This is a genomic window from Kitasatospora sp. NPDC059146, assembly GCF_042786665.1.
Taxonomy (GTDB): domain Bacteria; phylum Actinomycetota; class Actinomycetes; order Streptomycetales; family Streptomycetaceae; genus Kitasatospora.
In genome coordinates this window covers 27213-48936 of record NZ_JBHZCY010000054.1, presented here as the reverse complement: position 1 = coordinate 48936, position 21724 = coordinate 27213, and the positions used below count along the sequence as shown (strand labels likewise).

Sequence of the window (21724 nt, the reverse complement as noted above, 5' to 3'; positions counted from 1 at the left end):
CGCCGTCCGGTGGTCCGGTCACCGACCGGTCAGGCCTTGCGGGCCCCGGGGTGGCGGCTGCACCAGCCCTCCCACGCGGAGGAGACCATGGCCTCGACGTCGTGGCCGGCGCTCCAGCCCAGCTCGCGGTGGATCAGGTCGGCGGCGGCCACCACCCGGGCCGGGTCGCCGGGGCGGCGCGGGGTCACGTCGGCGGTGGTGTCGTAGCCGGTCACCTTGCCGATGACCTCGATCATCTCCTTGACGCTGACGCCCTCGCCGCGGCCGATGTTCAGCACCAGCGCGGTCTCGCCGGCCGGGTCGGCGGCCAGCCGCTTGGCGGCCGCGACGTGCGCCGAGGCGATGTCGGAGACGTGGATGAAGTCGCGGACGCAGCTGCCGTCCGGGGTCGCGTAGTCGTCGCCGAAGACCCGCGGGGCCTCGCCGGCGGTCAGCCGCTCGAAGACCATCGGGATCAGGTTGAACACCCCGGTGTCGGAGAGCTCGGGCGAGGCGGCGCCGGCCACGTTGAAGTAGCGCAGGGCCACGGTGGACATCCCGTGGGCCTTGCCCGCGGCGGCGACCAGCCACTCGCCGGCCAGCTTGGTCTCGCCGTACGGGCTCATCGGGGCGCACGGGGTCGACTCGGTGACCAGGTCGACGTCCGGCATGCCGTAGACGGCGGCGGAGGAGGAGAACAGGAAGCGCTTGACGCCGCCCTCGGCCGCGGCCTCCAGGACCGTCTGCAGGCCGATCATGTTCTCCCGGTAGTACAGGAACGGCTGCTCGACCGACTCGCCGACCTGCTTCTTGGCGGCGAAGTGCAGGATGCCCTCGATGCCGTGCTCGCGGATCGCGGCGTCCAGGACGGCGCGGTCCAGGGTGGAGCCCTCGATCAGCGGGACGCCGGCCGGCACCCGGGAGGCGTCGCCGGTGCTCAGGTCGTCCAGGACGGCGACGCGCTCACCGGCGTCGAGCAGCTGGCGGACGACGTGTCCGCCGATGTATCCGGCACCGCCGGTGATCAACCAAGTCATGCGGCAATCCTAGGCGTTCGGTTTCGGTCGCCGGTGTTCGGGCGAGTCGGGACGGCAAAACGGACAAATCGGTGAAATGCTGACAAAGATTTCCGTGCTCTCATGCCCGCGCCCGCGCGGTGACGAATCGGAGGCAGCCAGGTGAGCCGAAAGAAGGAACACAACCGACCGCTGCCGGCCGGCCCCCGGCCGACCGGTCCCAAGGCGGCGCACCGGCGGCTGCTCGCGTCCGGCGGGGTCGCGGCGGTCACGGCGCTCGCCCTGGCGCTGGCCGGGTGCAGCAGCTCGTCCTCCTCCTCGGCCTCTTCCTCCTCGGCCTCGGCCTCCTCCCCCGGCGCGAGCAAGCAGGCCTCCGTCGCGCCCGCCGCCCAGCCGGGCGGCGCCAACCAGCTGCAGGACGCGTACCAGAAGGTGATCGCCGACGTGCTGCCCTCGGTGGTCCAGATCACCACCGGCGACAGCCTCGGCTCCGGGATCGTCTACGACGACAAGGGCGACATCGTCACCAACGCCCACGTGGTCGGCTCGGCGACCACCTTCACCGTGACGCTGGCCAACTCCACCAAGTCGCTGGACGCCACCCTGGTCGCCAGCTACCCGGACTCCGACCTCGCGGTGATCAAGCTCAGCAGCCCGCCCGGCGGCCTCAAGCCGGCCGCCTTCGGCGATTCGAGCAAGGTCCAGCTCGGCCAGATCACCCTGGCCATGGGCAGCCCGCTCGGGCTCTCCAGCAGCGTCACCCAGGGGATCGTCTCGGCCACCGGGCGGACCGTCTCCGAGCCCCGCGGCGGCGGCTCGCCGGGCGCCACCATCGGCAACATGGTGCAGACCTCGGCCGCGATCAACCCGGGCAACAGCGGCGGCGCGCTGGTCAACCTGGACAGCCAGGTGATCGGCATCAACACCCTCGCCGCGACCGAGCCGCAGACCAACGGCGCGGCGGCCCCCGGCATCGGCTTCGCCATCCCGGCGTCCACCATCACCAACATCACCGACCAGCTGATCAAGCAGGGCAAGGTCACCAACTCCGGGCGGGCCGCGCTCGGCGTCACCGCCCGGACCAGCTTCAACCAGCAGTTCCAGCCGGCCGGCGCGGTCATCGTGGCGGTCAGCCAGGGCGGCCCGGCCGCCTCGGCGGGGCTCCAGGCCGGCGACGTCATCACCAAGCTCGGCGACACCCCGGTCGACTCGCTGAACGCGCTCACCACCGCGCTCGCCTCGCTCACCCCGGGCAACAAGGTCACCGTCGGCTACACCAGGGACGGCAACGCCGCGACCGCCGACGTCACCCTCGGCACGCTGGAGAGCAGCTCCTAGCGCACCCGCCCCCCGACCCCGGTACGCCGGCCGGCCCGTCCACCGCGCAAGGGTTCCGCGGGGCGGCCGCCGCACCGGACCGGCGCCGGGACCCGTCCACTGCCTCGACGGGTCCCGGCGCCCCTTCGCGTTCCCGGGCGTCCGGGGCGCCTCCTAGCGGCGGGCGGTGCGGGTGCGCCAGGGCAGCTCGACGGTGACGGTGGTCGGGCCGCCCTCCGGGCTCTCCACCAGGAACACCCCGTCCACCGCCCGGATCCGCTCGGCCAGCCCGGCCAGGCCGCTGCCCGGGTAGGGGGCCGCCCCGCCCCGGCCGTCGTCCTGGACCAGCACCATCAGCTGGTCGTCCGAGCGCCAGACGTCGACCGAGGCGCTGGTGGCGCCGGCGTGCTTGGAGACGTTGGTCAGCAGCTCGCTGACGGTGAAGTACGCGATGCCCTCGACCGCCGAGTCCGGGCGCTCGGGCTCGCCGTCCGGCCCGGCCAGGTCGACGTTCACCTTCACCCCGCCCGGGACGGTGCAGCGGGCCGACACCGCGGACAGCGCCGCGTCCAGGCCGCGGTCGGTGAGCACCGCCGGGTGGATGCCGCGGGCCAGGTCGCGCAGCTCCTGGAGGGCCAGCTTCACCTCACCGTGCGCGTTGTCGACCATCCGGGCGGCGACCGCCATGTCCTCCTGGGTCTCCACCTCCCGCAGCCGCTCCTTGGCCATGCCGAGGTCCATCGCCAGCGCGACCAGCCGGGCCTGGGCGCCGTCGTGCAGGTCCCGCTCGATCCGGCGCAGGTCTGCGGCGGCGGTCTCGACCACGGTGCCGCGGTCGTCCTCCAGCTCGCGCACCCGCTCGGCCAGCGCGCCGGGGAAGAGCAGCGACTCGATCAGGATCCGGTCGACCGCGGCCATCGCGCGCACGATGAAGGGCAGCACCGGCCACAGCGTGATCACCGAGACCAGGGTCAGGGTGAAGCTCAGGATGCCCCAGGGCAGCATCAGCACGTTGTAGAGCGCCGAGCGCCAGTTCAGCAGGTCGGTGAGGTGGGCGATGGTGTAGCCGACCAGGCCCGGGCGGCGCTGCTTCACCGGCTGCGGATCGTCGATCGCGGAGCCGTACGCCGAGCGGGCCCGGCTGCGGCCCAGGGCGCCCAGGGCGCGGGACCCGGCCAGGCCGGCGGCCAGCACCGGCAGGCCGATCACCGTCACCGACAGGCCCAGGCCGGCCGACAGCGCGGTCACCGAGAGCACGAAGCCGGCGATGCCCAGCGGGAAGTTGAGCATCAGGTGTCCGACCTGGCGCCACATCCGCGCGCCGTACAGCGGCGGGCGCTCCATCCGAGCGTCCTGCTCCTTGATGGCGTCCACGGCGCGGTTCAGCGACTTCATCGGATCATCCGTCCCCTCGTTCGAGCTGGCGGCCCCCAGCATCCCGAACGGGGGAGGGGATGTGCCATGGGGGTGATACATCTTCCGGGGCGGGGGTTATCCCCACCCCGGAGGGCCTCCGGGCGTTCACCGGGTTGTCCACGGGACGTCTTGCGGAGCGGGCAGGTTTCGGGGGGAGTGGAGCCCTCCCCTTAGACTCACGCATTGGCCATGGTTAAGACCGTGTGAGGAAAAGTCGTAGAACTGTCTTGAGGGCGGGTTCGCGGCCGAGGTGGAGGCGAAGGCATGGAGGGGCAGCAGGTGGCTGCCGTCGCGGCCGACCCGTCGGTCGGCGGCGGCTACTTCGACGCGTACGCCGCGATGGGCCTGCTGGCCGTCATCGGGGTGCTCTTCGTGACCGTGGCGTTCACCGCCAACCGGCTGCTCCGGCCGGTGGTGTACTCGCCCGAGAAGCTCCTCGCCTACGAGTGCGGGGTGGACCCGGTGGGCGAGGACTGGGCGCACACCCAGATCCGCTACTACGTGTACGCCTTCCTCTACGTGATCTTCGCGGTCGACGCGATCTACCTGTTCCCGTGGGCGACCGTCTTCGCCACCGCCGGGTACGGCGCCGGAACGCTGATCGAGATGTTCCTCTTCATCGGCTTCCTCGCGGTCGGACTGCTCTACGCCTGGAAGAAGGGCGTTCTGGAATGGACGTGACGCACACCCACTCGCACGGTGGCCAGGGCGGTCCCGTCCCGCTCGGACTGCCCGACCCGGCCGCCCCCGGCGCCGTCGGGCGCCGCAGCATCGGCCCGCTGGCCCGGCTCGCGCCGGACCCGGTCAAGGTCGTGCTCAACTGGGGCCGCCGCTACAGCCTCTGGTGCTTCAACTTCGGCCTGGCCTGCTGCGCGATCGAGTTCATCGCCGCGTCCATGGCCAAGCACGACTTCATCCGGATGGGTGTGATCCCGTTCGCGCCCGGCCCCCGGCAGGCGGACCTGATGATCGTCTCCGGGACGGTCACCGACAAGATGGCGCCCGCCGTCAAGCGGCTCTACGAGCAGATGCCCGAGCCGAAGTACGTCATCTCCTTCGGGGCCTGCTCCAACTCCGGCGGCCCGTACTGGGACTCCTACTCCGTCACCAAGGGCGTGGACCAGATCATCCCGGTCGACGTCTACGTGCCCGGCTGCCCGCCGCGGCCGGAGGCGCTGCTCCAGGGCATCCTCAAGCTCCAGGAGAAGATCGCCGCCGAGTCCCTGCCCGGCCGCTACACCGCGCCCGCGGCGGCACTGCGCCGGCCGCTGGTGGCGGGGCCCCCGAACGATGGAGGAGTGTCGTGAGCGAGCGCGGCGAGCGACCTGTCGAGACGCTCACGGCGGAGCAGTACGCGGCGTCGGTCGGGGAGTGGGCGACCGGCGCCGAGGCGTACGGCCTGATCACCGTCGACGTGCCGGCCGAGCGCTGGATCGAGGCGCTCACCACCGCCCGCGACGTGCTGGGCCTGGGCTTCTTCGACTGGCTGAGCGCCGTCGACGAGCTCGCCGAGGGCTTCTCCGTGGTCGCCCACCTGGCCGCCGTCGAGGCGCCGGGCGTGCGGCACCTCGCGCTGCGCACCCGGGTGCCGCGGGACGGCGCCGCACTGCCGAGCGCCGTCGCGGTGTACGCCGGGGCCGCCTGGCACGAGCGCGAGACCCACGAGATGTTCGGCATCGACTTCCCCGGGCACCCCCACCTGGCCACCCTGCTGCTGCCGGACGGCTTCGAGGGGCACCCGCTGCGCAAGGAGTTCGTGCTCGCGGCGCGGGTCGCCAAGGACTGGCCGGGCGCCAAGGAGCCGGGCGAGTCGGACCACGGCGCGGGACCGGCCCGGCGCAAGATGCAGCCGGCCGGCGTGCCGGACCCGAACGAGTGGGGGCCGCTCAAGGGCACCCTGCCGCCGGTGGCCGAGCGGCCCGCGCGCGGTGCGCGGGCGGCCGGCGCGGCGGCGCGTACGCCTCGGGCGGGCGCGGCTGCGGCTGCGGCTGGGGCTGCGGCCGGCGCGGGCGCACCTGCCGCCGAGGGCGCTCCGGCGGTGCGGGCGGACCGGCCGCGGCGGACCAGGTCGGTCTCCGAGGGCTCGGCGAGCCAGGCGGGCGGCGAGGAGGCGGCGGCTCCGGAGGCCTCGGCTGCTCCCGGCGTGCCCGCTGCCGAGGGCGCTCCACCGGTGCGGACCGACCGGCCGCGGCGGACCCGGTCGGTGTCCGCCGGCTCGGTCAGCCAGGCGGCCGAGACCGCCGCCGAACCGACGGCCGAATCGACGGCCGAATCGACGGCCGAACCGACGGCCGAACCGACGGCCGAGCCCCAGGCCCCGGCCCGGCCCCGGTCCTCCGACGCGCCCTGGCACCACCCGGTGCCCGCCCACGAGGAGAAGCCGTCGGGCGGGCCCGGCGAGCAGGAGCCCGGCGGGGCGAAGGACGAGAACTCGGCCGGAGCGGCCGACCAGGACGGAGACGGCGCGTGAACCTGCTCGACACGGTGCTCCGCTGCGTCGCCACCCTGGTCGTCTTCCTGGTCTTCCCGCTGCTCATCGGCCAGACCGAGCACAAGGTGATGGCGCACATGCAGGGCCGGCTCGGCCCGATGTACGCGGGCGGCTTCCACGGCTGGGCCCAGCTCGTCGCGGACGGGGTGAAGTTCGCCCAGAAGGAGGACATCGTCCCGGCCGACGCGGACCGCCGGGTCTTCCAGCTGGCGCCCGCCGTCTCGCTGCTGCCGTACCTCTTCGTGCTGCTGGCGATCCCGGTCGGCCCGAACGGCTTCGTCGGGCAGGCGATCGACGCCGGGCTGTTCTTCGTGCTGGCCGTGATGGGCGTCGGCGTGATCGGCAAGCTGATGGCCGGCTGGGCCTCGGCGAACAAGTTCTCGCTGCTCGGCGGCCTGCGCACGGCCGCCCAGCTGATGTCCTACGAGCTGCCGATGGTGCTCGCGGCGGCCTCGGTGGCGATGGCCGCCGGCACCCTGTCGCTGCCCGGGATCCTGGACGCCTGGCAGTGGTACTGGCTGCCCTGGCAGATCATCGGCGCCTTCGTGTTCTTCACGGCCGGTCTGGCCGAGCTCCAGCGGCCGCCGTTCGACATGCCGGTCGCCGACTCGGAGATCATCTTCGGCGCGTACACCGAGTACACCGGGCTGCGCTTCGCGCTGTTCCTGCTGTCCGAGTACGTGGGCATCCTGGTGGTGTCGGCGCTGACGGCGGTGCTGTTCCTCGGCGGGTGGCACGGGCCGATGGCGGACCAGCTCGGCTGGCTCTGGATGCTCCTCAAGACCTTCGCGCTGGCCTTCGTGGTCATCTGGCTGCGGGTCACCTACCCGCGTCTGCGCGAGGACCAGCTGATGCGCTTCGCCTGGATCGTGCTGATCCCGCTCGCGCTCGTCCAGCTGGCCCTCACCGGCATCATCAAGGTGGCGATCGCATGAGTTTCCCCGGTGCCGGCCTCGCCAAGGGCCTGGCCGTGACGCTGCGGACGATGACGAGGAAGACCGTCACCGCGCAGTACCCCGAGGTCCAGCCGGTGCTACCGCCGCGTTCGCGCGGCGTCATCGCGCTGCTGGAGGAGAACTGCACGGTGTGCATGCTCTGCGCGCGCGAGTGCCCGGACTGGTGCATCTACATCGACTCCCACAAGGAGACGCTGCCGGCCGCCGAGCCGAACGCCCGGGCCCGCACCCGCAACGTGCTGGACCGCTTCGCCATCGACTTCTCGCTCTGCATGTACTGCGGGATCTGCATCGAGGTGTGCCCCTTCGACGCGCTGTTCTGGTCGCCGGAGTTCGAGTACGCGGAGACCGACATCCACGAGCTGACCCACGAGCGGGAGAAGCTCCGCGAGTGGATGTGGACCGTCCCGGCGCCGCCGGCGCTGGACCCGGCGGCCGAGGAGCCCAAGGAGATCGCCACCGCGCGCAAGGCGGCGGACAAGCTGGCCGCCGCGGCCGTCGCGGCGATCGAGGCCGCCGCCGAGGCTGCTGACGCTGCCGAGGCCACCGAGGAGAAGGGTGACGACGCGTGAACGCCGCTGCCACGTTCCTCGCGGCGACCGGTTCCCTGGAGCCGGCCGCCCGTTCGTTCCTGTCCCCGACCGGGCAGGAGGTCGTCTTCCTGCTGGTCGGCATCGCGGTGCTCGGCTCGGCGGTGGTCTCGGTGACCACCAAGCAGCTGGTGCACGCCGCGCTCTGGCTGGTGGTCGCGCTCGGCGGGCTGGCGGTGGAGTTCCTGCTGCTCACGGCCGAGTTCATCGCCTGGGTGCAGGTGCTGATCTACCTGGGCTCGGTGGTCGTCCTGGTGCTGTTCGGGCTGATGCTCACCAGGGCGCCGATCGGGCGCTCGCCGGACGCGGACTCCGAGAACCGCTGGGTCGCCCTGGTGGTGGCGCTGGCCGCGGCCGGGACGCTGGTGACCCTGGTGGTCGACGCCTTCCGGACCTCCTGGATCGACCTCGGCGCGGGCGGCGGTTCGGCCGCCGTGACCGGCGCCAGTCTGTTCCGCAACTGGGTGCTGCCCTTCGAGGCGTTGTCCGTGCTGCTGCTGGCGGCGCTGGTCGGCGCGATCGTGCTGTCGCGCGGGTCCGGGCGCCGGGTGCCGGCGCCGCGGGCGGGCAAGCTGCGGGCCGGACGGCCGGTCGGCTCGAACGGGACCGTGGCCGCGACCACGCCCAAGCCCGAGCCCTCGGCACCCGCGTCGTCCTCGTCGTCCGCGTCGGAGGAGAGCTGATGCACCTCGCCTACCCCGTCGTCCTCGCCGCGCTGCTGTTCGGCGTCGGCGTGTACGGCGTGCTCGCCCGGCGCAACGCCGTCCTGGTGCTGATGTCCGTCGAGCTGATGCTCAACGCCGTCAACCTCGACCTGGTCGCCTTCGACGCCTGGCTGCGCGACTCGCTGCACGCCGGGCAGGCGCTCACCCTGTTCACCATCACCGTCGCCGCCGCCGAGATCGGGCTGGGGCTCGCCATCGTCCTGCTGCTGTTCCGGGCCCGGGGCACGGCGGACATCGACCGGGCCACCGCGCTCGGCGACCCGGCCGAGCCGCACACCCCGGCCGAGGACGAGCCGGTCGCAGCCGAGGCACTGAAGGGCCGGGCCACCGCATGAACCTCGCCCTGCCCGTCCTCGTCCCCGCGCTGCCCGCGCTCGGCGCCGCCGCGACCCTGGCCGTCGGCAAGAAGGCGCCGGGGCTGGCCCGGCCGCTGGCGATCGTCCCGGTCGCCGTCTCGGCCGTGCTCGCCCTGGTGGTCGCCCTCCAGCTCGGCACCGGCCGGACCCTGGACGCCGCCACCCGGCTCACCCCGACCGGCGGTCCGGACATCGCGCTCTCCGTCCACCTGGACGGCTTCACCTCGCTGATCTCGGTGCTGGTCGGCCTGGTCGCCACCTGCGTCCAGGTCTACTCGACCGCGTACCTCAAGGAGGACCGGCGCTACCCGTCCTACGCGGCGCTGGTCTCGCTGTTCACCGCGGCGATGTTCCTGGTGGTCTACTCGGGCGACCTCGTCGTGCTGCTGGTCGGCTGGGAGGTCATGGGCGTCTGCTCGTACTTCCTGATCGGCCACCACTGGGAGAGCGCCGACGCCCGGTCGGCCTCGCTCAAGGCCTTCCTGGTCACCAAGCTCGGTGACGTGCCGTTCCTGTTCGGGATCTTCCTGCTTGCCGCGGACGCCGGCAGCTTCCGGATCACCGACGTGCTGTCGGCCGCGACCGAGGGCCGGCTCGGCCACCCGACGCTGGTCGCGCTGCTGCTGCTCGCCGGTGTGGCCGGCAAGAGCGCCCAGTTCCCGCTGCACACCTGGCTCCCGGACGCGATGGCCGGTCCGACGCCGGTCTCCGCCCTGATCCACGCCGCCACCATGGTCGCGGCCGGCATCTACCTGGTGGCCCGGCTGCTGCCGGTGTTCCTCCAGTCGGGGGCGGCCCTGGTGGTGCTCGCGGTGATGGCCGCCGTGACGATGATCGGCTCGGCGCTCTGCGCGCTCGCCCAGGACGACCTCAAACGGGTCCTCGCCTACTCCACCGTCGGCCAGCTGGGCTACATGGCCGGCGCGCTGGCCAGCGGGGACCGCGAGGCCTCGGTGTTCCACCTGGTCAGCCACGGTGCGTTCAAGGCGCTGCTGTTCCTGGCCGCCGGCGTGGTGATCCACGCCGCGCACACCAACTCGATCTCCGCGATGTCCCGGATCCCGGGCCTGCGCAGGACCGTCCCGGACGCCCACTGGACGATGGGCATCGCGCTGTTCGCGCTGGCCGGGCTGCCGCCGTTCTCCGGCTTCTTCAGCAAGGAGGCGGTGCTCACCGCCGCCGAGCACGCCGCCAACGGCGAGGCGCTGACCAACGGCCTCGGCCCGGCCTCGGCGGTGCCGCAGGCGGCCGGCTGGATCGTGCTGATCTCGGCCGCGCTCACCGCGCTGCTCACCGGCGCCTACGCGGCCAGGCTGTTCCTGGTCACCTTCCACAGCCCGGCCGGCGCGGCCGCACCGGTTCGGGCGGCCCAGGCCGCCCCGGCCGCCCCCGAGGCCGACGCGCCGTACTCGCCCGAGCCGGACGAGGCCGACCCGGCCACCGCCGAGCCGCCCGCGATGCGCTGGCCGCTGTGGGTGCTGGCCGTCCCGACCATCGGCTTCGGCGTCGCCGGGCTGCGCTCGGACTGGCTGCCCGCGCTGCTGGACGGCGGCTCGCTGCGCCCCACCGGCGTCACCGCCGTCACCGGTACCGGGCTCGCCGTGGTCGGCGTGCTCGCCGCGTACGGCGCCTGGCGCTCGGCCACCGCACGGCTGACCACCGGCCGGCCGGCCCCGGCCGCCGCCGGGAGGGTGCCCGAGCAGGCCGGAGCCCCCGCCGCCGAGGTGGTCGTCGCCGACCCCGGGCGCACCCTGCTCGGCCCGCTGTTCGGCCCGGCCCGGCACGGCTTCGGCGTCGACCGGCTCTACCACCTGCTGTTCGTCCGGCCGGTGGTCGCGGCGGCCCGGCTGGTCCGCTTCCTCGACCGCGAGGTCGTCGAGGGCTACGTGCAGGGCAGCGGGATCGGCGCCAACCTGCTGGGCCGGGCCGTCCGGCTCGCGCAGACCGGCAACGCCCAGACCTACCTCAGCGCCCTGCTGGCCGGGGTCGTCCTGCTGGCCGTCCTGGTGGCGGTGTAGCCGGTGCTGTCGTTCCCCACCCCCGTCCCCTCCGTCCCGTCCGCCGCCGAAGCTGGGAGCCCCCGATGAACGCGGTCCTCATCGCCCTCCTGGTGCTGCCACTGCTCGGCGCCGCGCTCACCCTGGCGCCGGTGTTCGGCCCGGACCGGGCCGTCGCCGGCCGCCGGGCGCTGCGGCTGAACTCCGTCCTCACCGGCGCGGTGCTGCTGCTCTCCGTCCTCCTCGCGGCCGGCTTCGACCACGACGCGCCGGCCCGGATGCAGGCCACCACCGACCTGGACTGGATCCCGGCCCTGCACGTGCGCTTCCACCTCGGCGTGGACGGCGTCTCGCTGCCGCTGGTCGTGCTGACCGCGCTGCTCACCTTCCTCTGCGCGCTGTACTCGGAGAAGCGGCTGCCGGAGGGGGACGGCGTCCCCTCGCCGCAGGCCTTCGTCGGGCTGTTCCTGCTCCTGGAGGTCGGCATGCTCGCCACCTTCGCGGTGCTGGACCTGATCCTCTTCTTCCTGTCCTTCGAGATCGTGCTGATCCCGATGTACTTCCTGATCGCCCGCTGGGGCAGCGGCGCGAGGACCCCGGCGGCCAACCGGTTCATCCTCTACACGCTGCTCGGCTCGGCCGTGATGCTGCTCGGCTTCCTGCTGATCGGCAGCAAGGCCGGCACCTTCGACATGCAGGCGCTGGCCGCCGGGCACGGCAACGGCCTGAGCCACACCACCCAGGTGGTCGCCGCGCTGGCGATCATGGTCGGGCTGGCGGTCAAGGCCCCCGCCTGGCCGCTGCACAGCTGGCTCCCCGACGCCCACACCGCCGCCCCGACGGTCGGCTCGGTGCTGCTCGCCGGCGTGCTGCTCAAGATGGGCACCTACGGACTGGTCCGGGTGCTCCTCCCGGTCGTGCCGGACGGCACCGCGACGCTCGCCCCCTACCTGGGCGCCTTCGCCGCCGTCGGCATCGTCTACGGCTCGCTGGCCTGCCTCGCGCTGGCCCGCCCCGGCGCCAAGGGCGACCTCAAGCGCCTGATCGCGTACTCCTCCGTCGGCCACATGGGCTTCGTGCTGCTCGGCATCGCCTCCCTCACCCCGGTCGGCGTCAACGGCGCGCTGTTCGCCAACATCGCCCACGGACTGATCACCGGCCTGCTGTTCTTCCTGGTCGGGGCGGTCAAGGACCGCTACGGCACGGCGGACCTGGACACCCTCGCCGGGGCCACCGGCGCCGCCCTGTACGGCCGGGCACCCCGGATCGGCGCGCTGCTCGCCTTCGCCGCCGTCGCCAGCCTCGGCCTGCCCGGCCTGGCCGGCTTCTGGGGCGAGCTGCTCGCCATGTTCGGCGCCTTCGACCCGGCCGCCGGGCTGTCCCGCCCGGCCTTCGTCACCTACATGGTCCTGGCCGGCCTCGGCACCCTGCTCACCGCCGGCTACCTGCTGATCGTGGTCAAGCGCGTCTGCATGGGCGACCCCGAGCAGCCCGCGCCGGTGCCCGAGGTGCCCGACCTGCGGCCGTACGAGGCCGTCAGCTGGACACCGCTGGCCGCGCTCACCCTGGTGGCCGGACTCTGGCCCGCCCTCCTGCTCGGGCTCTCCGACCCGGCCGTCAAGCACCTCCTCGGGGGTGGCTGACCGTGCTCGCAGCCCACACCGCCGCACTCGGACCTCACTCCACGGGGCAGCACACTGTGACCTCCCTCGCCGTAGCCAACCCGGGCAGCCTGATCCAGTCCGTGGACTGGGTGGCGATCGCGCCCCCGCTGATCGCCGCCGTGGCCGCCCTCGCGGTGCTGGTCACCGACCTCTTCCTGCCCGAACGGCACAAGCGCTGGCTCGGCCGCCTGGCCGCGGCCGGACTCGCCCTCTCCCTGCTCGCCCTCCTCCCCCTCACCGGGGGATCACCCCGGGCCACCTTCTGCCTCCGGAACGTAGCAGGGGCCACTGACACCACCGGGTGCTCCTACGTCGCCGACCACTTCGCGCTGGTCTTCCAGCTGCTGGCGCTCGGCGGCGCGCTGATCGCGGCGCTGCTGTCGATGCACACCGTCGAGGACCAGAAGCTGCCCCGCGGCGAGTACTGGTTCCTGCTGCTCTCCAGCGCCACCGGCGCCGCCCTGCTGCCCGCCTCCCGCGACCTCGCGACCATGGTGATCGCCCTGGAGGTCGCCTCGCTGCCCGCCTTCGCCCTGGTCGCGCTGCGCCGGGACGGGCGGGGCGCGGAGGCCGCGTTCAAGTTCTTCGTCTCCTCCGTCACCGCGACCGCCGTGATGCTGCTCGGCATCGGCTTCGTATACGCGGCCAGTGGCAGCCTGCACCTCGGCGCCGTCGCCCAGGGGCTGGAGCACGCGCCCGCCCAGCTCAAGGCGCTGGCCGAGGCGGGGGCGGTGCTGACGCTGGTCGGCTTCGCCTTCAAGGTCGCCGCCGTCCCCTTCCACTTCTGGGTGCCCGACACCTACACCGGCGCCCCGCTGCCGGTGGCCGGCTACCTCTCGGTGGTCGGCAAGGCGGCCGGCCTCTCCGGGCTGGCGCTCGCCACCACCGTCGCGTTCCGCCCGTACGCCCACACCTGGGGCCTGGTGCTCGCGGTGCTGGCCGCCGTCACCATGACCGTCGGCAACGTCGGCGCGCTGCGGCAGCGCTTCGACACCCGGTACAGCGCGGTGCGGCTGCTGGCCTGGTCCTCGGTCGGTCAGGCCGGGTACCTGCTGGTGCCCCTCGCGGCGGCCGGCTACGCGCCCACCGGGGCCGATCCGCTGGGCGCGACCGCCGCGTACGCGCTGATCTACGGCGTGGTGAACCTCGGCGCCTTCGGGGTGGTCGCCGCCGTCGGCCGCCGGGCCGGGACGAGCGTGGACGACTTCCGCGGCCTGTTCGCCCGCAACCGCTGGACGGCGCTGGCGCTGGCCTTCTTCCTGCTCTGCCTGGCCGGGCTGCCGCCCGGTGTGATCGGCCTGTTCGGCAAGGTCGTGGTGTTCCGCGCGGCCGTGGACGCCGGGCTGGGGTGGCTGGCCGTGGTGATGGCCGTCAACGTGGTCGTCGCCCTGTACTACTACCTGCTGTGGACGGCCCGGCTGTTCGCCCCGGCCGACGCGTCCGCCGTCGCGGCCGAGGACGGTGCCGAGCGGCGGCTGCCGGTCGGCCTGACCGCCACGCTGGGGCTCACCGCCTCCGCGGCGGTGGTGCTCTCGGTCGCCCCGCAGTTGGTCCTCCAAGTGGCCGGCGGCTCGCTGTTCTGAGCCGCCGACCGGGTGTCGCGTCGGTCACAAGGGAACAAGGTCCCCGGGCCCGCCCGTTGAGCGGGCAAGAGGGACGAGGCAGAAAGGGCTTCCCCACCGCACCACTGGAGGGCCTGACGTGCACAGCCGGCACAACGGACTGAGGACCGCCGTCCTGCTCGGTGGCCTCTCGGCACTGATCCTGGTGATCGGCGGTTTCTTCGGCCGGACCGGCTTCGTGATCGCCCTGCTGGTCGCCCTCGGGACCAACGCCTACGCCTACTGGAACAGCGACAAGCTCGCGCTGCGGGCCATGCGGGCCCGGCCGGTCAGCGAGTTCGAGGCACCCGGGCTGTACCGGATCGTGCGCGAGCTCTCCACCTCGGCCCGGCAGCCGATGCCCCGGCTCTACATCTCCCCGACGCCGGCCCCGAACGCCTTCGCCACCGGCCGCAACCCGCGCAACGCGGCGGTCTGCTGCACCGAGGGCATCCTGCAGATCCTGGACGAGCGCGAACTGCGCGGGGTGCTCGGACACGAGCTCAGCCACGTCTACAACCGGGACATCCTGATCTCCTCGGTCGCCGGGGCGCTGGCCTCGGTGGTGATGTTCCTGGTGAACTTCGCCTGGCTGATCCCGTTCGGCCGCAGCGAGGACGACGACGGCCCCGGGCTGTTCGGGATGCTCGCCATCATGATCCTCGGGCCGATCGCCGCCGGGCTGATCCAGATGGCCGTCAGCCGCTCCCGCGAGTACCAGGCCGACGCCGACGGCGCCCGGATCACCGGCGACCCGCTCGCCCTCGCCAGTGCGCTGCGCAAGCTCGACGCCGGTACCCGCCAGCTGCCGCTCCCGCCGGAGCCCCAGCTGCAGACGGCGAGCCACATGATGATCGCCAGCCCGTTCCGGCCGGGCGAGGCCGGTGCGCGGCTGTTCTCCACCCACCCGCCGATGGCGGAGCGGATCGCGCGGCTGGAGCGGATGGCCGGGTACCGGGCGTAGCGGCCGCCGCGCGGGGCCGGGGCCGGGGCCGGGGCCGGGTCCGGGTCCGGGGCGCGGTCAGCCGGTCGACTCCTGGTAGGCCGTCCGCAGTCGGTGGATGCCCTCGGCGACCTGGGCGGGGCCGTCGGCGGCGGCGTAGCTCAGCCGCAGGTGCGGGGCCGGGGGTTCGGCGGCGTGGTACGGCCGGCCGGGGGTGACCTGGACGCCCCGGCGCCGGGCGGCGGCGACCAGGGCGGCGTCGTCGGTGCCGTCCGGCAGCCGCAGCCACAGGTGGTAGCCCCCGGGCCGGTGGGCGCCGAGCACACCGGGCAGTTCCCGGTGCAGGGCGGCCACGGCGGCGGTGCGGCGGTCGCGCAGTTCGGCTCCGAGGGTGCGCAGGTGACGGGCCCAGCCGGGGTCGGAGACCAGCTCCAGGGTCGCCTCCTGGAGCGGCCGGGGCACGAAGAAGCTGTCCACCACCTGGGTGGCCCGCAGCCGGGCGAGCGCCGGGCCGCGCGCGGTGAGGGCGCCGACCCGCAGGTTGGGGGAGGCGGCCTTGGTGAGGGAGCGCAGGTGCACCACCACCCCGTCCCGGTCGTCGGCGGCCAGCGGGCGCGGCAGCGCCGGGGCGTCCGCGTGGACCAGCAGCCGGGCGAAGTCGTCCTCGACCACGAACGCCCCGGCGGCCCGGGCGATCCGCAGCACCTCCGCCCGGCGCGCGGGCGAGAGCACCGCGCCGGTGGGGTTCTGGAACAGCGGCTGGCAGACGAACACCCGGGCCCGGGTGGCCTCGAAGGCGTCGGCCAGCAGATCGGTGCGGACGCCGTCGGCGTCGACCGGGACGGGCACCGGCCGCAGCCCGGCCGCGCGCACCACCGCGAGGATGCCCGAGTAGGTCGGCGACTCGACCAGCACCGGCGAGCCGGGCGCGGCCAGCGAGCGCATCGCCACGGTCAGGCCGCCCTGCCCGCCGGAGGTGATCAGGACGTCCCCGGCGCTGATCGGTCCGGCGTGGCCGCCGATGTCGCGGGCGAACCAGCCGCGCAGTTCGGTGAGGCCGTCGGTGGGCGGCCGGTCCCAGGCGCCCGGGCGGCGGCCGGCCCGGGCGAGGGCGGCGGCGAGCAGCCGCTCGGGCAGCAGCGAGGAGTGGGGATAGCCGCCGTTGAGGTCGATGACGCCGGGCGGCGGCACCTGGAGGGTGGCGAACACCGGTGCGGCCAGCAGGTCGCGCGGGCCGGAGTCGGCGCTGAGCGCGACCTCCTGCCAGGACAGGTCGCCGGGCCGGGCGGCCGGGGCCGCCGGGGAGTCGGGGGCCGCAGCGAAGGCCGCGGCCCGGAACACCCCGGCGCCGGGCCGGGAGACCACGAGCCCCTCGGCGACCAGCACCGCGATGGCGCGGGAGACCGTCACCGGGCTGACCTGGTGGCGCTCCATCAGGGCCCGGCTGGACGGCAGCTTTCGCCCTTCCGGGTAGCGCTCGACCTCCCGCCGGAGGCTTTCGGCGAGTTCGGCCACGCTGCTACGCTCGTTCATGACGGCACAAGATAGCGCTACCCAGCCCGCGGCGATAGCACCCGGGGCGGGCGCCCCCGGCACCGCCTCCGGAACGGCCCTCGCCGCCCTCGGGGTGGCCTCCTTCTCGCTCACCTTCCCAGCCACCGTGTGGTCCCTCGACGGCTTCGGCCCGTGGACCTCGACCGGACTGCGCGGCGCCCTGGCCGGGCTGCTCGCCGGGCTCTACCTGCTGGCCTCCGGCGCCCCGCTGCCGACGGCCCGGCAGTGGCCCGGCCTGCTGGTGGTCTCGGCCGGCTGCGTCATCGGCTTCCCGCTGCTCACCACGCTCGCCCTGCGGACCTCCTCGACCGCCCACTCGGCGGTGGTCATCGGCCTGCTGCCGCTGGCCACGGCGGTGGCCTCGGCGCTGCGCACCGGCCGCCGGCCGTCCCGGGCGTTCTGGGCGGCGGCGCTGGCCGGGGCGGCGGCCGTGCTCGGCTTCACCCTGCTGCAGAGCCACGGCCGGCCGACCGTCGCCGACCTCTACCTGTTCGCCGGGGTGCTGGTCTGCGCGGCCGGGTACGCGGAGGGCGGGCGGCTCTCCCGGGACCTCCCGGGCGCCCGGGTGATCGCCTGGGCGGTGGTGGCCGCGGCGCCGGTGATGGTGCTGACCGCCGCCTACGGGCTGTCCGCCGAGCCCGTCCGGCTCGGCGCGAAGGCGCTGGTCGGACTGGCGTACATCGCGGCGGTCTCCCAGCTCGGCGGGTTCGTGTGCTGGTACCGGGGGATGGCGGCGATCGGGGTGCCGCGGGCCAGCCAGCTGCAGCTCGCCCAGCCGCTGCTGACGCTGGTCTGGTCGGTGCTGCTGCTCGGGGAGGAGCTGCCGGTGGCCGCGCCGGTGACGGCCGTGGTGGTGCTGGGCTGCATCGCGGTCACCCAGCGGGCCCGGGCGTAGGGCCTGTCCCCGGGGCCCCTGCCGGGTCCTCGCCCCGGGCCGTTCGGTGGTGCGGGCCCGAACCCTCGCGTTGGGCCGTCCGGAGGAGGCGTCGGCTCGTTAGGATGGCCCCGCGCCCCGCGTCGGTCCGGGGAGCGGCATCCGGAGGGAGTGGGCCGTCATGGCAGACGAGAGGCACGCCCCGGCGTCCGGGGACGCGCCGACCCGACGGCGTGGTCAGGGCGAGCTGGAGGCGCAGGTGCTGGCGGTGCTCCAGCGGGCGCCCGGCCCGGCCACCGCGGGGTGGGTCCAGGAACGCATCGACGGCGACCTGGCGTACACCACGGTGATGACCATCCTGTCCCGGCTGCACGCCAAGAACGCCGTCTCCCGGAGCCGCTCCGGCCGCTCCTACCTGTGGCAGGCCTCCGCCGACGCCGCCGGGCTGGCCGCGCTGCGGATGCGCCGGATGCTCGACGGCGAGGCGGACCGGGACGCCGTCCTCGCCAGCTTCGTCACCGCGCTGCTGCCGCACGACGAGGAACTGCTGCGGGCGCTGTTGGACGCCGCGTCCGCGGAGCCCGCAGCGGCCGACCGTGAGAGCTGACCCGTGGGCTTCTTCGTCTTCCTCCCGCTGATCCTGCCGCTGACCGCGGTGCCGATCGCCCGGCTGACCGAGCAGCACCTGCACCCGCGCGGTGCCGCCCGGCTGATGACCGTGATCAGCGCCGTGATGGCGGTGTGCAGCGTGCTCTGCCTCGGGCTGATCGGCGTGGTGGGCACCGCGCAGATCCCCGGCAACCCGCTGCCGGACAGCTGGTCCGACCCGGAGGTGCGGCACGCGCTGCCGTACCACGAGACGGTCGGCACCGCCGCGATGTGGCTGCTGGTGCTGGTCGGCTTCGCCTGTTCCCGGACGGTCGTGCGGCACCTGCGGGTCCGCTCCCGGGCCCGGCGGGCGCTGGCCGGACTGCCGGAGGCGCCGGCCGAGGCCGGTGACCTCGCGGTGCTGCCGGACCGCAGCCCGTACGCCTACGCGCTGCCCGGCTCGCCCGGGCGGGTGGTGGTCTCCACCGGGATGCTGGCCGGGCTGGCCGAGGACGAGCGGGAGGCGCTGCTCGCGCACGAGCGGGCGCACCTGCGCCACCGCCACCACCGCTACCTGCTGACCACCCAGCTCGCCGCCTGCGTCAACCCCTTCCTGCGGCCGTTGCAGGCGGCGGTGGCGTTCAGTGCCGAGCGCTGGGCGGACGAGGAGTCGGCCCAGGCGGTGGGCGACCGGCGGATCACGGCCCGGGCGGTGGCCCGGGCGGCCCTGGTCTCGCACGCCGCCCCGGTGCCCGGCTTCGCGGCCTTCGCCGCCCCGGCCCCGGCGCCCGGCCCGGTGCCGCGCCGGGTGGCCGCGCTGCTCGGCCCGGTGCCGACGGCCCGCAACTGGCCGCCGGCCAAGACCCCGGCGGGCCTGGCGGCGATGGTGGCCGCGGTCGGCACGGCGGCCTCGGCGCTGTGCGCGCTCAACGCGGCGGTGGCGCTGCTGGTGGTGCTGAAGGCCGTCACCCCCCTCTAGGGCCTGTCCGGCCCTAGCCGCCGCCCTGCCTGGGCCCCGGGGTCAGATCCGGACGATCATCTTGCCGGTGTTGGCGCCGCGCAGCACGCCCAGGAAGGCGTCCACCACGTGGTCGAAGCCGTCCACGACGGTCTCGTCCGGGACGAGGGCGCCGGAGCGCAGGTGCGGGACGGCGAAGTCGTACAGCTCGGGCCGGGCGTCCAGGTGGTTGCGGACCAGGAAGCCCTCCAGGCGCAGGCTCCTGCCGACCACGTCGTAGAGGTTGCGCGGCGCGGGCGGCGGGTCCAGCGGGTTGTTGTACTGGGCGACGGCGCCGCACCAGGCGATCCGGCCGTGGTCGCGCATCGCGCTGATCGCGCCCTCCAGGTGCGTGCCGCCGACGTTGTCCAGGTAGACGTGCAGTCCGTCCGGGGCGGCCTCGTGCAGCCGGTCGGCGATCGGGCCGTCGTGGTGGTCGAAGGCGGCGTCGAAGCCGAGGTGCTCGGTGAGGTGGGCGACCTTGGCGGCCGAACCGGCGCTGCCGATGATCCGGCCGGCGCCGAGCAGTCGGGCGATCCGGCCGGCGGCGGTGCCGACGCCGCCGGCCGCGGCCGAGACGAACAGGGTCTCGCCGGGCTGGAGCCGGGCGATCCTGGTCAGGCCGACCCAGGCGGACAGCCCGGTGCCGCCGAGGATCGAGAGGTGGGCAGTGAGCGGGACACCCGCGAAGTGGGGCAGCAGGCCGGCCCGGTCGCCGGTCACCACCGAGTGGGTGCGCCAGGCCTGCCGGTGGGAGACCAGGGCGCCGACCGGCAGCGCGTCGGCCCGGGACTCCACCACCCGGCCGAGGGTGCGGCCCTCCAGCGGGGCGTGCAGCTGCCAGCCGCCCTCGTCCATCTCCTCGCGCATGTACGGGTCGACGGACTGGTAGAGGTTCTCGACCAGGGCCTCGCCGGCGGCGAGCGCCGGGACGGTCACCTCGACGAAGGCGAAGTTCTCGGCGCTCGGCGCGCCCGAGGGGCGGGAGACCAGGTGGACGGCGCGGGCGGTGGGACGGGACATCGGCGGTGCTCCGTACGGGGAGGTCGGCGGGGACGTTGACCACCGTAGGAAGCGGGGGCGCGGCCGGGCAGGGGCCGGCGGCGATGGACCGGCGCCTTCCATGAGCGGATTCGATGGGAGGTAGGTTCGCCGCATGACCGAACTCGCCCCGCACGAGCTGCGCGTCCTGGTCGCCGTCGACGAGGAGCGGAGCTTCACGGCGGCCGCCGCGCGCCTGGAGACCACCCAGTCCGCCGTCTCGCACGCCGTGCGCGCCTGCGAGCGGAAGCTCGGCGCGGTGCTCTTCGACCGCGGGCGCCACGGCGCGCGCCCCACCGAGGCCGGCGCGCGGGCGGTCGGCTACGCCCGCCGGATCCTGCGGCTGCTGGCGGTGATGGGCCCCGAGGTGCGGGGCGCGGGTGCCGGCCCGGCGGGGCCGCTGACCGGCACGCTGCGGATCGCGGCCTTCCGCAGTGCCGCCGCCAACCTGCTGCCGCCCGTCCTGGCCCGGCTCGCCGCCGAGCACCCGGGGCTCACCCCGCGGGTGCGGATCGTCCGGGAGCTCGGCCGGGGCACCGCCGGGGAGGTCGCGGACGGGCGCGCCGACCTCGGGCTGGCCACCCTGGACGCGGGTGGTCCGCCGTCCGTGCCCGGGCTGGTCGCGGTGCGGCTGTACCGGGAGTCGTACGCCCTCGCCCACCCGCAGGGCCACCCGGAGCCCCGCCGGCTGCCGCTGGTGGACTGGGCGGAGAACTGCGGCTCGTACACCAGGGACTGGTGGCGGCGGCAGGACTGGCTGCCGCCCGCGACCGTCGACGCGGAGGACGACACGGTGGCGCTCTCGCTGGTCGCCCAGGGCCTCGGCATGGCGGTGATGCCCCGGACGGCCCTGCTCGGCGCGCCGCCCGGGCTGGCCGTCACCGACCTTGGCCCGCGGCCGCCCAGCCGCTTCGTCGGGTACGTCACCACCCCCGAGCTGGCCGGGACGGCGGCCGTCCGGGCGCTGATCCGCGAACTGCGCGAGCTGCCGCTGCCCGCCGGGCTGACGGCGGCCTGACCGGTCGGCCCGGTCGGCCCGGTCGGCTCGGGCGACCGGCCCGATCAGTCGTCGAGGCTCTCCCGGAGGACGCGGAACTCGGCCGCCAGCGCGTCCAGGGTGTAGTGGGCGTTGAGGCCGCTGGGGTTGGGCAGCACCCACACCTCGGTGTCGCCGATGCCCTCCGGCTGGCGCCCGATCGCGGCCCGGCGCTGCCCGAAGGCCGTCCGGTAGGCGCCGATGCCGAGCACCGCGAGGACGCGCGGCCGCAGCCGCAGCACCCGCTCGCGCAGCGCCGCGCCGCCCGCGCGCAGTTCCTCGGCGGTGAGCTCGTCCGCCTTGGCGGTGGTGCGCGGGGCGACGTTGGTGATGCCGAGGCCGAGGGCGGGCAGTTCGTCCTGCTCGTCCGGGCGGTACTGGCGCCCGGTGAAGCCGGAGCGGTGCAGGGCGGGCCAGAAGCGGTTGCCCGGCCGGGCGAAGTGGTGCCCGGTGGCCCCGGACCACAGGCCAGGGTTGATGCCGCAGAACAGCACCCGCAGCCCGGGCCCGGTGACATCCGGGATGGTGGTGTCCTGGGCGGCCCGCAGCTGCTCGGGGGTCGGCTTCATCGGTGTCGGGGTTC

At 74.6% G+C, this 21724-nt stretch carries 21 protein-coding genes; 16 read left to right on the top strand and 5 right to left on the bottom strand.

Annotated features, from left to right (window positions below):
* Nucleotides 1-29: 29 nt before the first annotated feature.
* Entirely contained in the window at nucleotides 30-1016 is a 987-nt protein-coding gene (gene galE, locus ACFXPX_RS23005) for a UDP-glucose 4-epimerase GalE (RefSeq protein WP_380642984.1), read from the bottom strand.
* 219 nt (nucleotides 1017-1235) lie between these two features.
* Here galE and ACFXPX_RS23000 point away from each other — a divergent pair, with 219 nt between their 5' ends.
* Nucleotides 1236-2333 (top strand): S1C family serine protease, encoded by a 1098-nt coding sequence (locus tag ACFXPX_RS23000; RefSeq protein ID WP_380642986.1) that lies wholly within the window; start codon nucleotides 1236-1238, stop codon nucleotides 2331-2333.
* A gap of 153 nt (nucleotides 2334-2486) precedes the next feature.
* On the opposite strand, the gene ACFXPX_RS22995 is transcribed toward ACFXPX_RS23000, so the two are convergent.
* Nucleotides 2487-3656, bottom strand: a complete 1170-nt coding sequence (locus tag ACFXPX_RS22995; protein WP_380399093.1) for a sensor histidine kinase — start codon at nucleotides 3654-3656, stop codon at nucleotides 2487-2489.
* 336 nt (nucleotides 3657-3992) lie between these two features.
* Between ACFXPX_RS22995 and ACFXPX_RS22990 the strand changes: the two genes are divergently transcribed.
* The 11 genes from ACFXPX_RS22990 (at nucleotide 3993) to htpX (ending at nucleotide 15072) form a co-directional block, all read left to right on the top strand.
* Complete coding sequence (locus tag ACFXPX_RS22990) at nucleotides 3993-4409, top strand: NADH-quinone oxidoreductase subunit A (protein WP_375881878.1); 417 nt, start codon at nucleotides 3993-3995, stop codon at nucleotides 4407-4409.
* On the top strand, nucleotides 4400-5035 hold the full coding sequence (locus ACFXPX_RS22985) for an NADH-quinone oxidoreductase subunit B (RefSeq protein ID WP_380533039.1): 636 nt from the start codon (nucleotides 4400-4402) through the stop codon (nucleotides 5033-5035). Before ACFXPX_RS22990 ends, ACFXPX_RS22985 begins: the two co-directional genes overlap by 10 nt.
* The gene (locus ACFXPX_RS22980; RefSeq protein WP_380642982.1) at nucleotides 5032-6198 is read left to right on the top strand and encodes an NADH-quinone oxidoreductase subunit C; all 1167 of its coding nucleotides are present in this window, start codon (nucleotides 5032-5034) and stop codon (nucleotides 6196-6198) included. Before ACFXPX_RS22985 ends, ACFXPX_RS22980 begins: the two co-directional genes overlap by 4 nt.
* Entirely contained in the window at nucleotides 6195-7154 is a 960-nt protein-coding gene (gene nuoH / locus ACFXPX_RS22975) for an NADH-quinone oxidoreductase subunit NuoH (RefSeq protein ID WP_375881885.1), read from the top strand. Before ACFXPX_RS22980 ends, nuoH begins: the two co-directional genes overlap by 4 nt.
* Nucleotides 7151-7747, top strand: coding sequence for a NuoI/complex I 23 kDa subunit family protein (locus tag ACFXPX_RS22970; RefSeq protein WP_380531896.1), 597 nt, complete (start codon nucleotides 7151-7153; stop codon nucleotides 7745-7747). Before nuoH ends, ACFXPX_RS22970 begins: the two co-directional genes overlap by 4 nt.
* Nucleotides 7744-8448 (top strand): NADH-quinone oxidoreductase subunit J, encoded by a 705-nt coding sequence (locus ACFXPX_RS22965; RefSeq protein WP_380531893.1) that lies wholly within the window; start codon nucleotides 7744-7746, stop codon nucleotides 8446-8448. Before ACFXPX_RS22970 ends, ACFXPX_RS22965 begins: the two co-directional genes overlap by 4 nt.
* Nucleotides 8448-8825 carry an NADH-quinone oxidoreductase subunit NuoK gene (gene nuoK / locus ACFXPX_RS22960; RefSeq protein WP_380531890.1) on the top strand — a complete coding sequence of 126 codons (378 nt, stop codon included), beginning with the start codon at nucleotides 8448-8450 and terminating at the stop codon, nucleotides 8823-8825. Before ACFXPX_RS22965 ends, nuoK begins: the two co-directional genes overlap by 1 nt.
* Nucleotides 8822-10864, top strand: a complete 2043-nt coding sequence (locus ACFXPX_RS22955; protein WP_380531888.1) for an NADH-quinone oxidoreductase subunit L — start codon at nucleotides 8822-8824, stop codon at nucleotides 10862-10864. The genes nuoK and ACFXPX_RS22955 overlap by 4 nt, the downstream gene beginning before the upstream one ends.
* Nucleotides 10865-10929: 65 nt before the next feature.
* Nucleotides 10930-12486 (top strand): NuoM family protein, encoded by a 1557-nt coding sequence (locus ACFXPX_RS22950; protein ID WP_380531885.1) that lies wholly within the window; start codon nucleotides 10930-10932, stop codon nucleotides 12484-12486.
* Between the two features lie 56 nt (nucleotides 12487-12542).
* Nucleotides 12543-14090 carry an NADH-quinone oxidoreductase subunit N gene (locus tag ACFXPX_RS22945; RefSeq protein ID WP_380642980.1) on the top strand — a complete coding sequence of 516 codons (1548 nt, stop codon included), beginning with the start codon at nucleotides 12543-12545 and terminating at the stop codon, nucleotides 14088-14090.
* Between the two features lie 118 nt (nucleotides 14091-14208).
* Nucleotides 14209-15072 carry a zinc metalloprotease HtpX gene (htpX, locus tag ACFXPX_RS22940; RefSeq protein WP_375881899.1) on the top strand — a complete coding sequence of 288 codons (864 nt, stop codon included), beginning with the start codon at nucleotides 14209-14211 and terminating at the stop codon, nucleotides 15070-15072.
* Nucleotides 15073-15129: 57 nt separating this feature from the next.
* On the opposite strand, the gene ACFXPX_RS22935 is transcribed toward htpX, so the two are convergent.
* On the bottom strand, nucleotides 15130-16584 hold the full coding sequence (locus ACFXPX_RS22935; protein ID WP_380642978.1) for a PLP-dependent aminotransferase family protein: 1455 nt from the start codon (nucleotides 16582-16584) through the stop codon (nucleotides 15130-15132).
* Here ACFXPX_RS22935 and ACFXPX_RS22930 point away from each other — a divergent pair.
* The 3 genes from ACFXPX_RS22930 to ACFXPX_RS22920 all read left to right on the top strand — a co-directional run bounded on the left by ACFXPX_RS22930 (nucleotide 16583) and on the right by ACFXPX_RS22920 (nucleotide 19046).
* Nucleotides 16583-17500 carry a DMT family transporter gene (locus ACFXPX_RS22930; protein WP_380586161.1) on the top strand — a complete coding sequence of 306 codons (918 nt, stop codon included), beginning with the start codon at nucleotides 16583-16585 and terminating at the stop codon, nucleotides 17498-17500. The two genes, ACFXPX_RS22935 and ACFXPX_RS22930, sit on opposite strands and share 2 nt — an antisense overlap.
* Nucleotides 17501-17660: 160 nt before the next feature.
* Entirely contained in the window at nucleotides 17661-18086 is a 426-nt protein-coding gene (locus tag ACFXPX_RS22925) for a BlaI/MecI/CopY family transcriptional regulator (protein ID WP_375881905.1), read from the top strand.
* 3 nt (nucleotides 18087-18089) lie between these two features.
* Nucleotides 18090-19046 carry a M48 family metalloprotease gene (locus ACFXPX_RS22920; RefSeq protein WP_375881907.1) on the top strand — a complete coding sequence of 319 codons (957 nt, stop codon included), beginning with the start codon at nucleotides 18090-18092 and terminating at the stop codon, nucleotides 19044-19046.
* Nucleotides 19047-19088: 42 nt separating this feature from the next.
* Here ACFXPX_RS22920 and ACFXPX_RS22915 read toward each other — a convergent pair whose 3' ends face one another.
* Complete coding sequence (locus ACFXPX_RS22915) at nucleotides 19089-20087, bottom strand: NADP-dependent oxidoreductase (RefSeq protein WP_380642976.1); 999 nt, start codon at nucleotides 20085-20087, stop codon at nucleotides 19089-19091.
* Between the two features lie 133 nt (nucleotides 20088-20220).
* Between ACFXPX_RS22915 and ACFXPX_RS22910 the strand changes: the two genes are divergently transcribed.
* Entirely contained in the window at nucleotides 20221-21123 is a 903-nt protein-coding gene (locus ACFXPX_RS22910) for a LysR family transcriptional regulator (RefSeq protein ID WP_375881912.1), read from the top strand.
* Between the two features lie 44 nt (nucleotides 21124-21167).
* Here the strand turns inward: ACFXPX_RS22910 and mug are convergent, their stop codons facing one another.
* Nucleotides 21168-21710, bottom strand: coding sequence for a G/U mismatch-specific DNA glycosylase (mug, locus tag ACFXPX_RS22905; protein WP_380642974.1), 543 nt, complete (start codon nucleotides 21708-21710; stop codon nucleotides 21168-21170).
* Nucleotides 21711-21724: the final 14 nt, after the last annotated feature.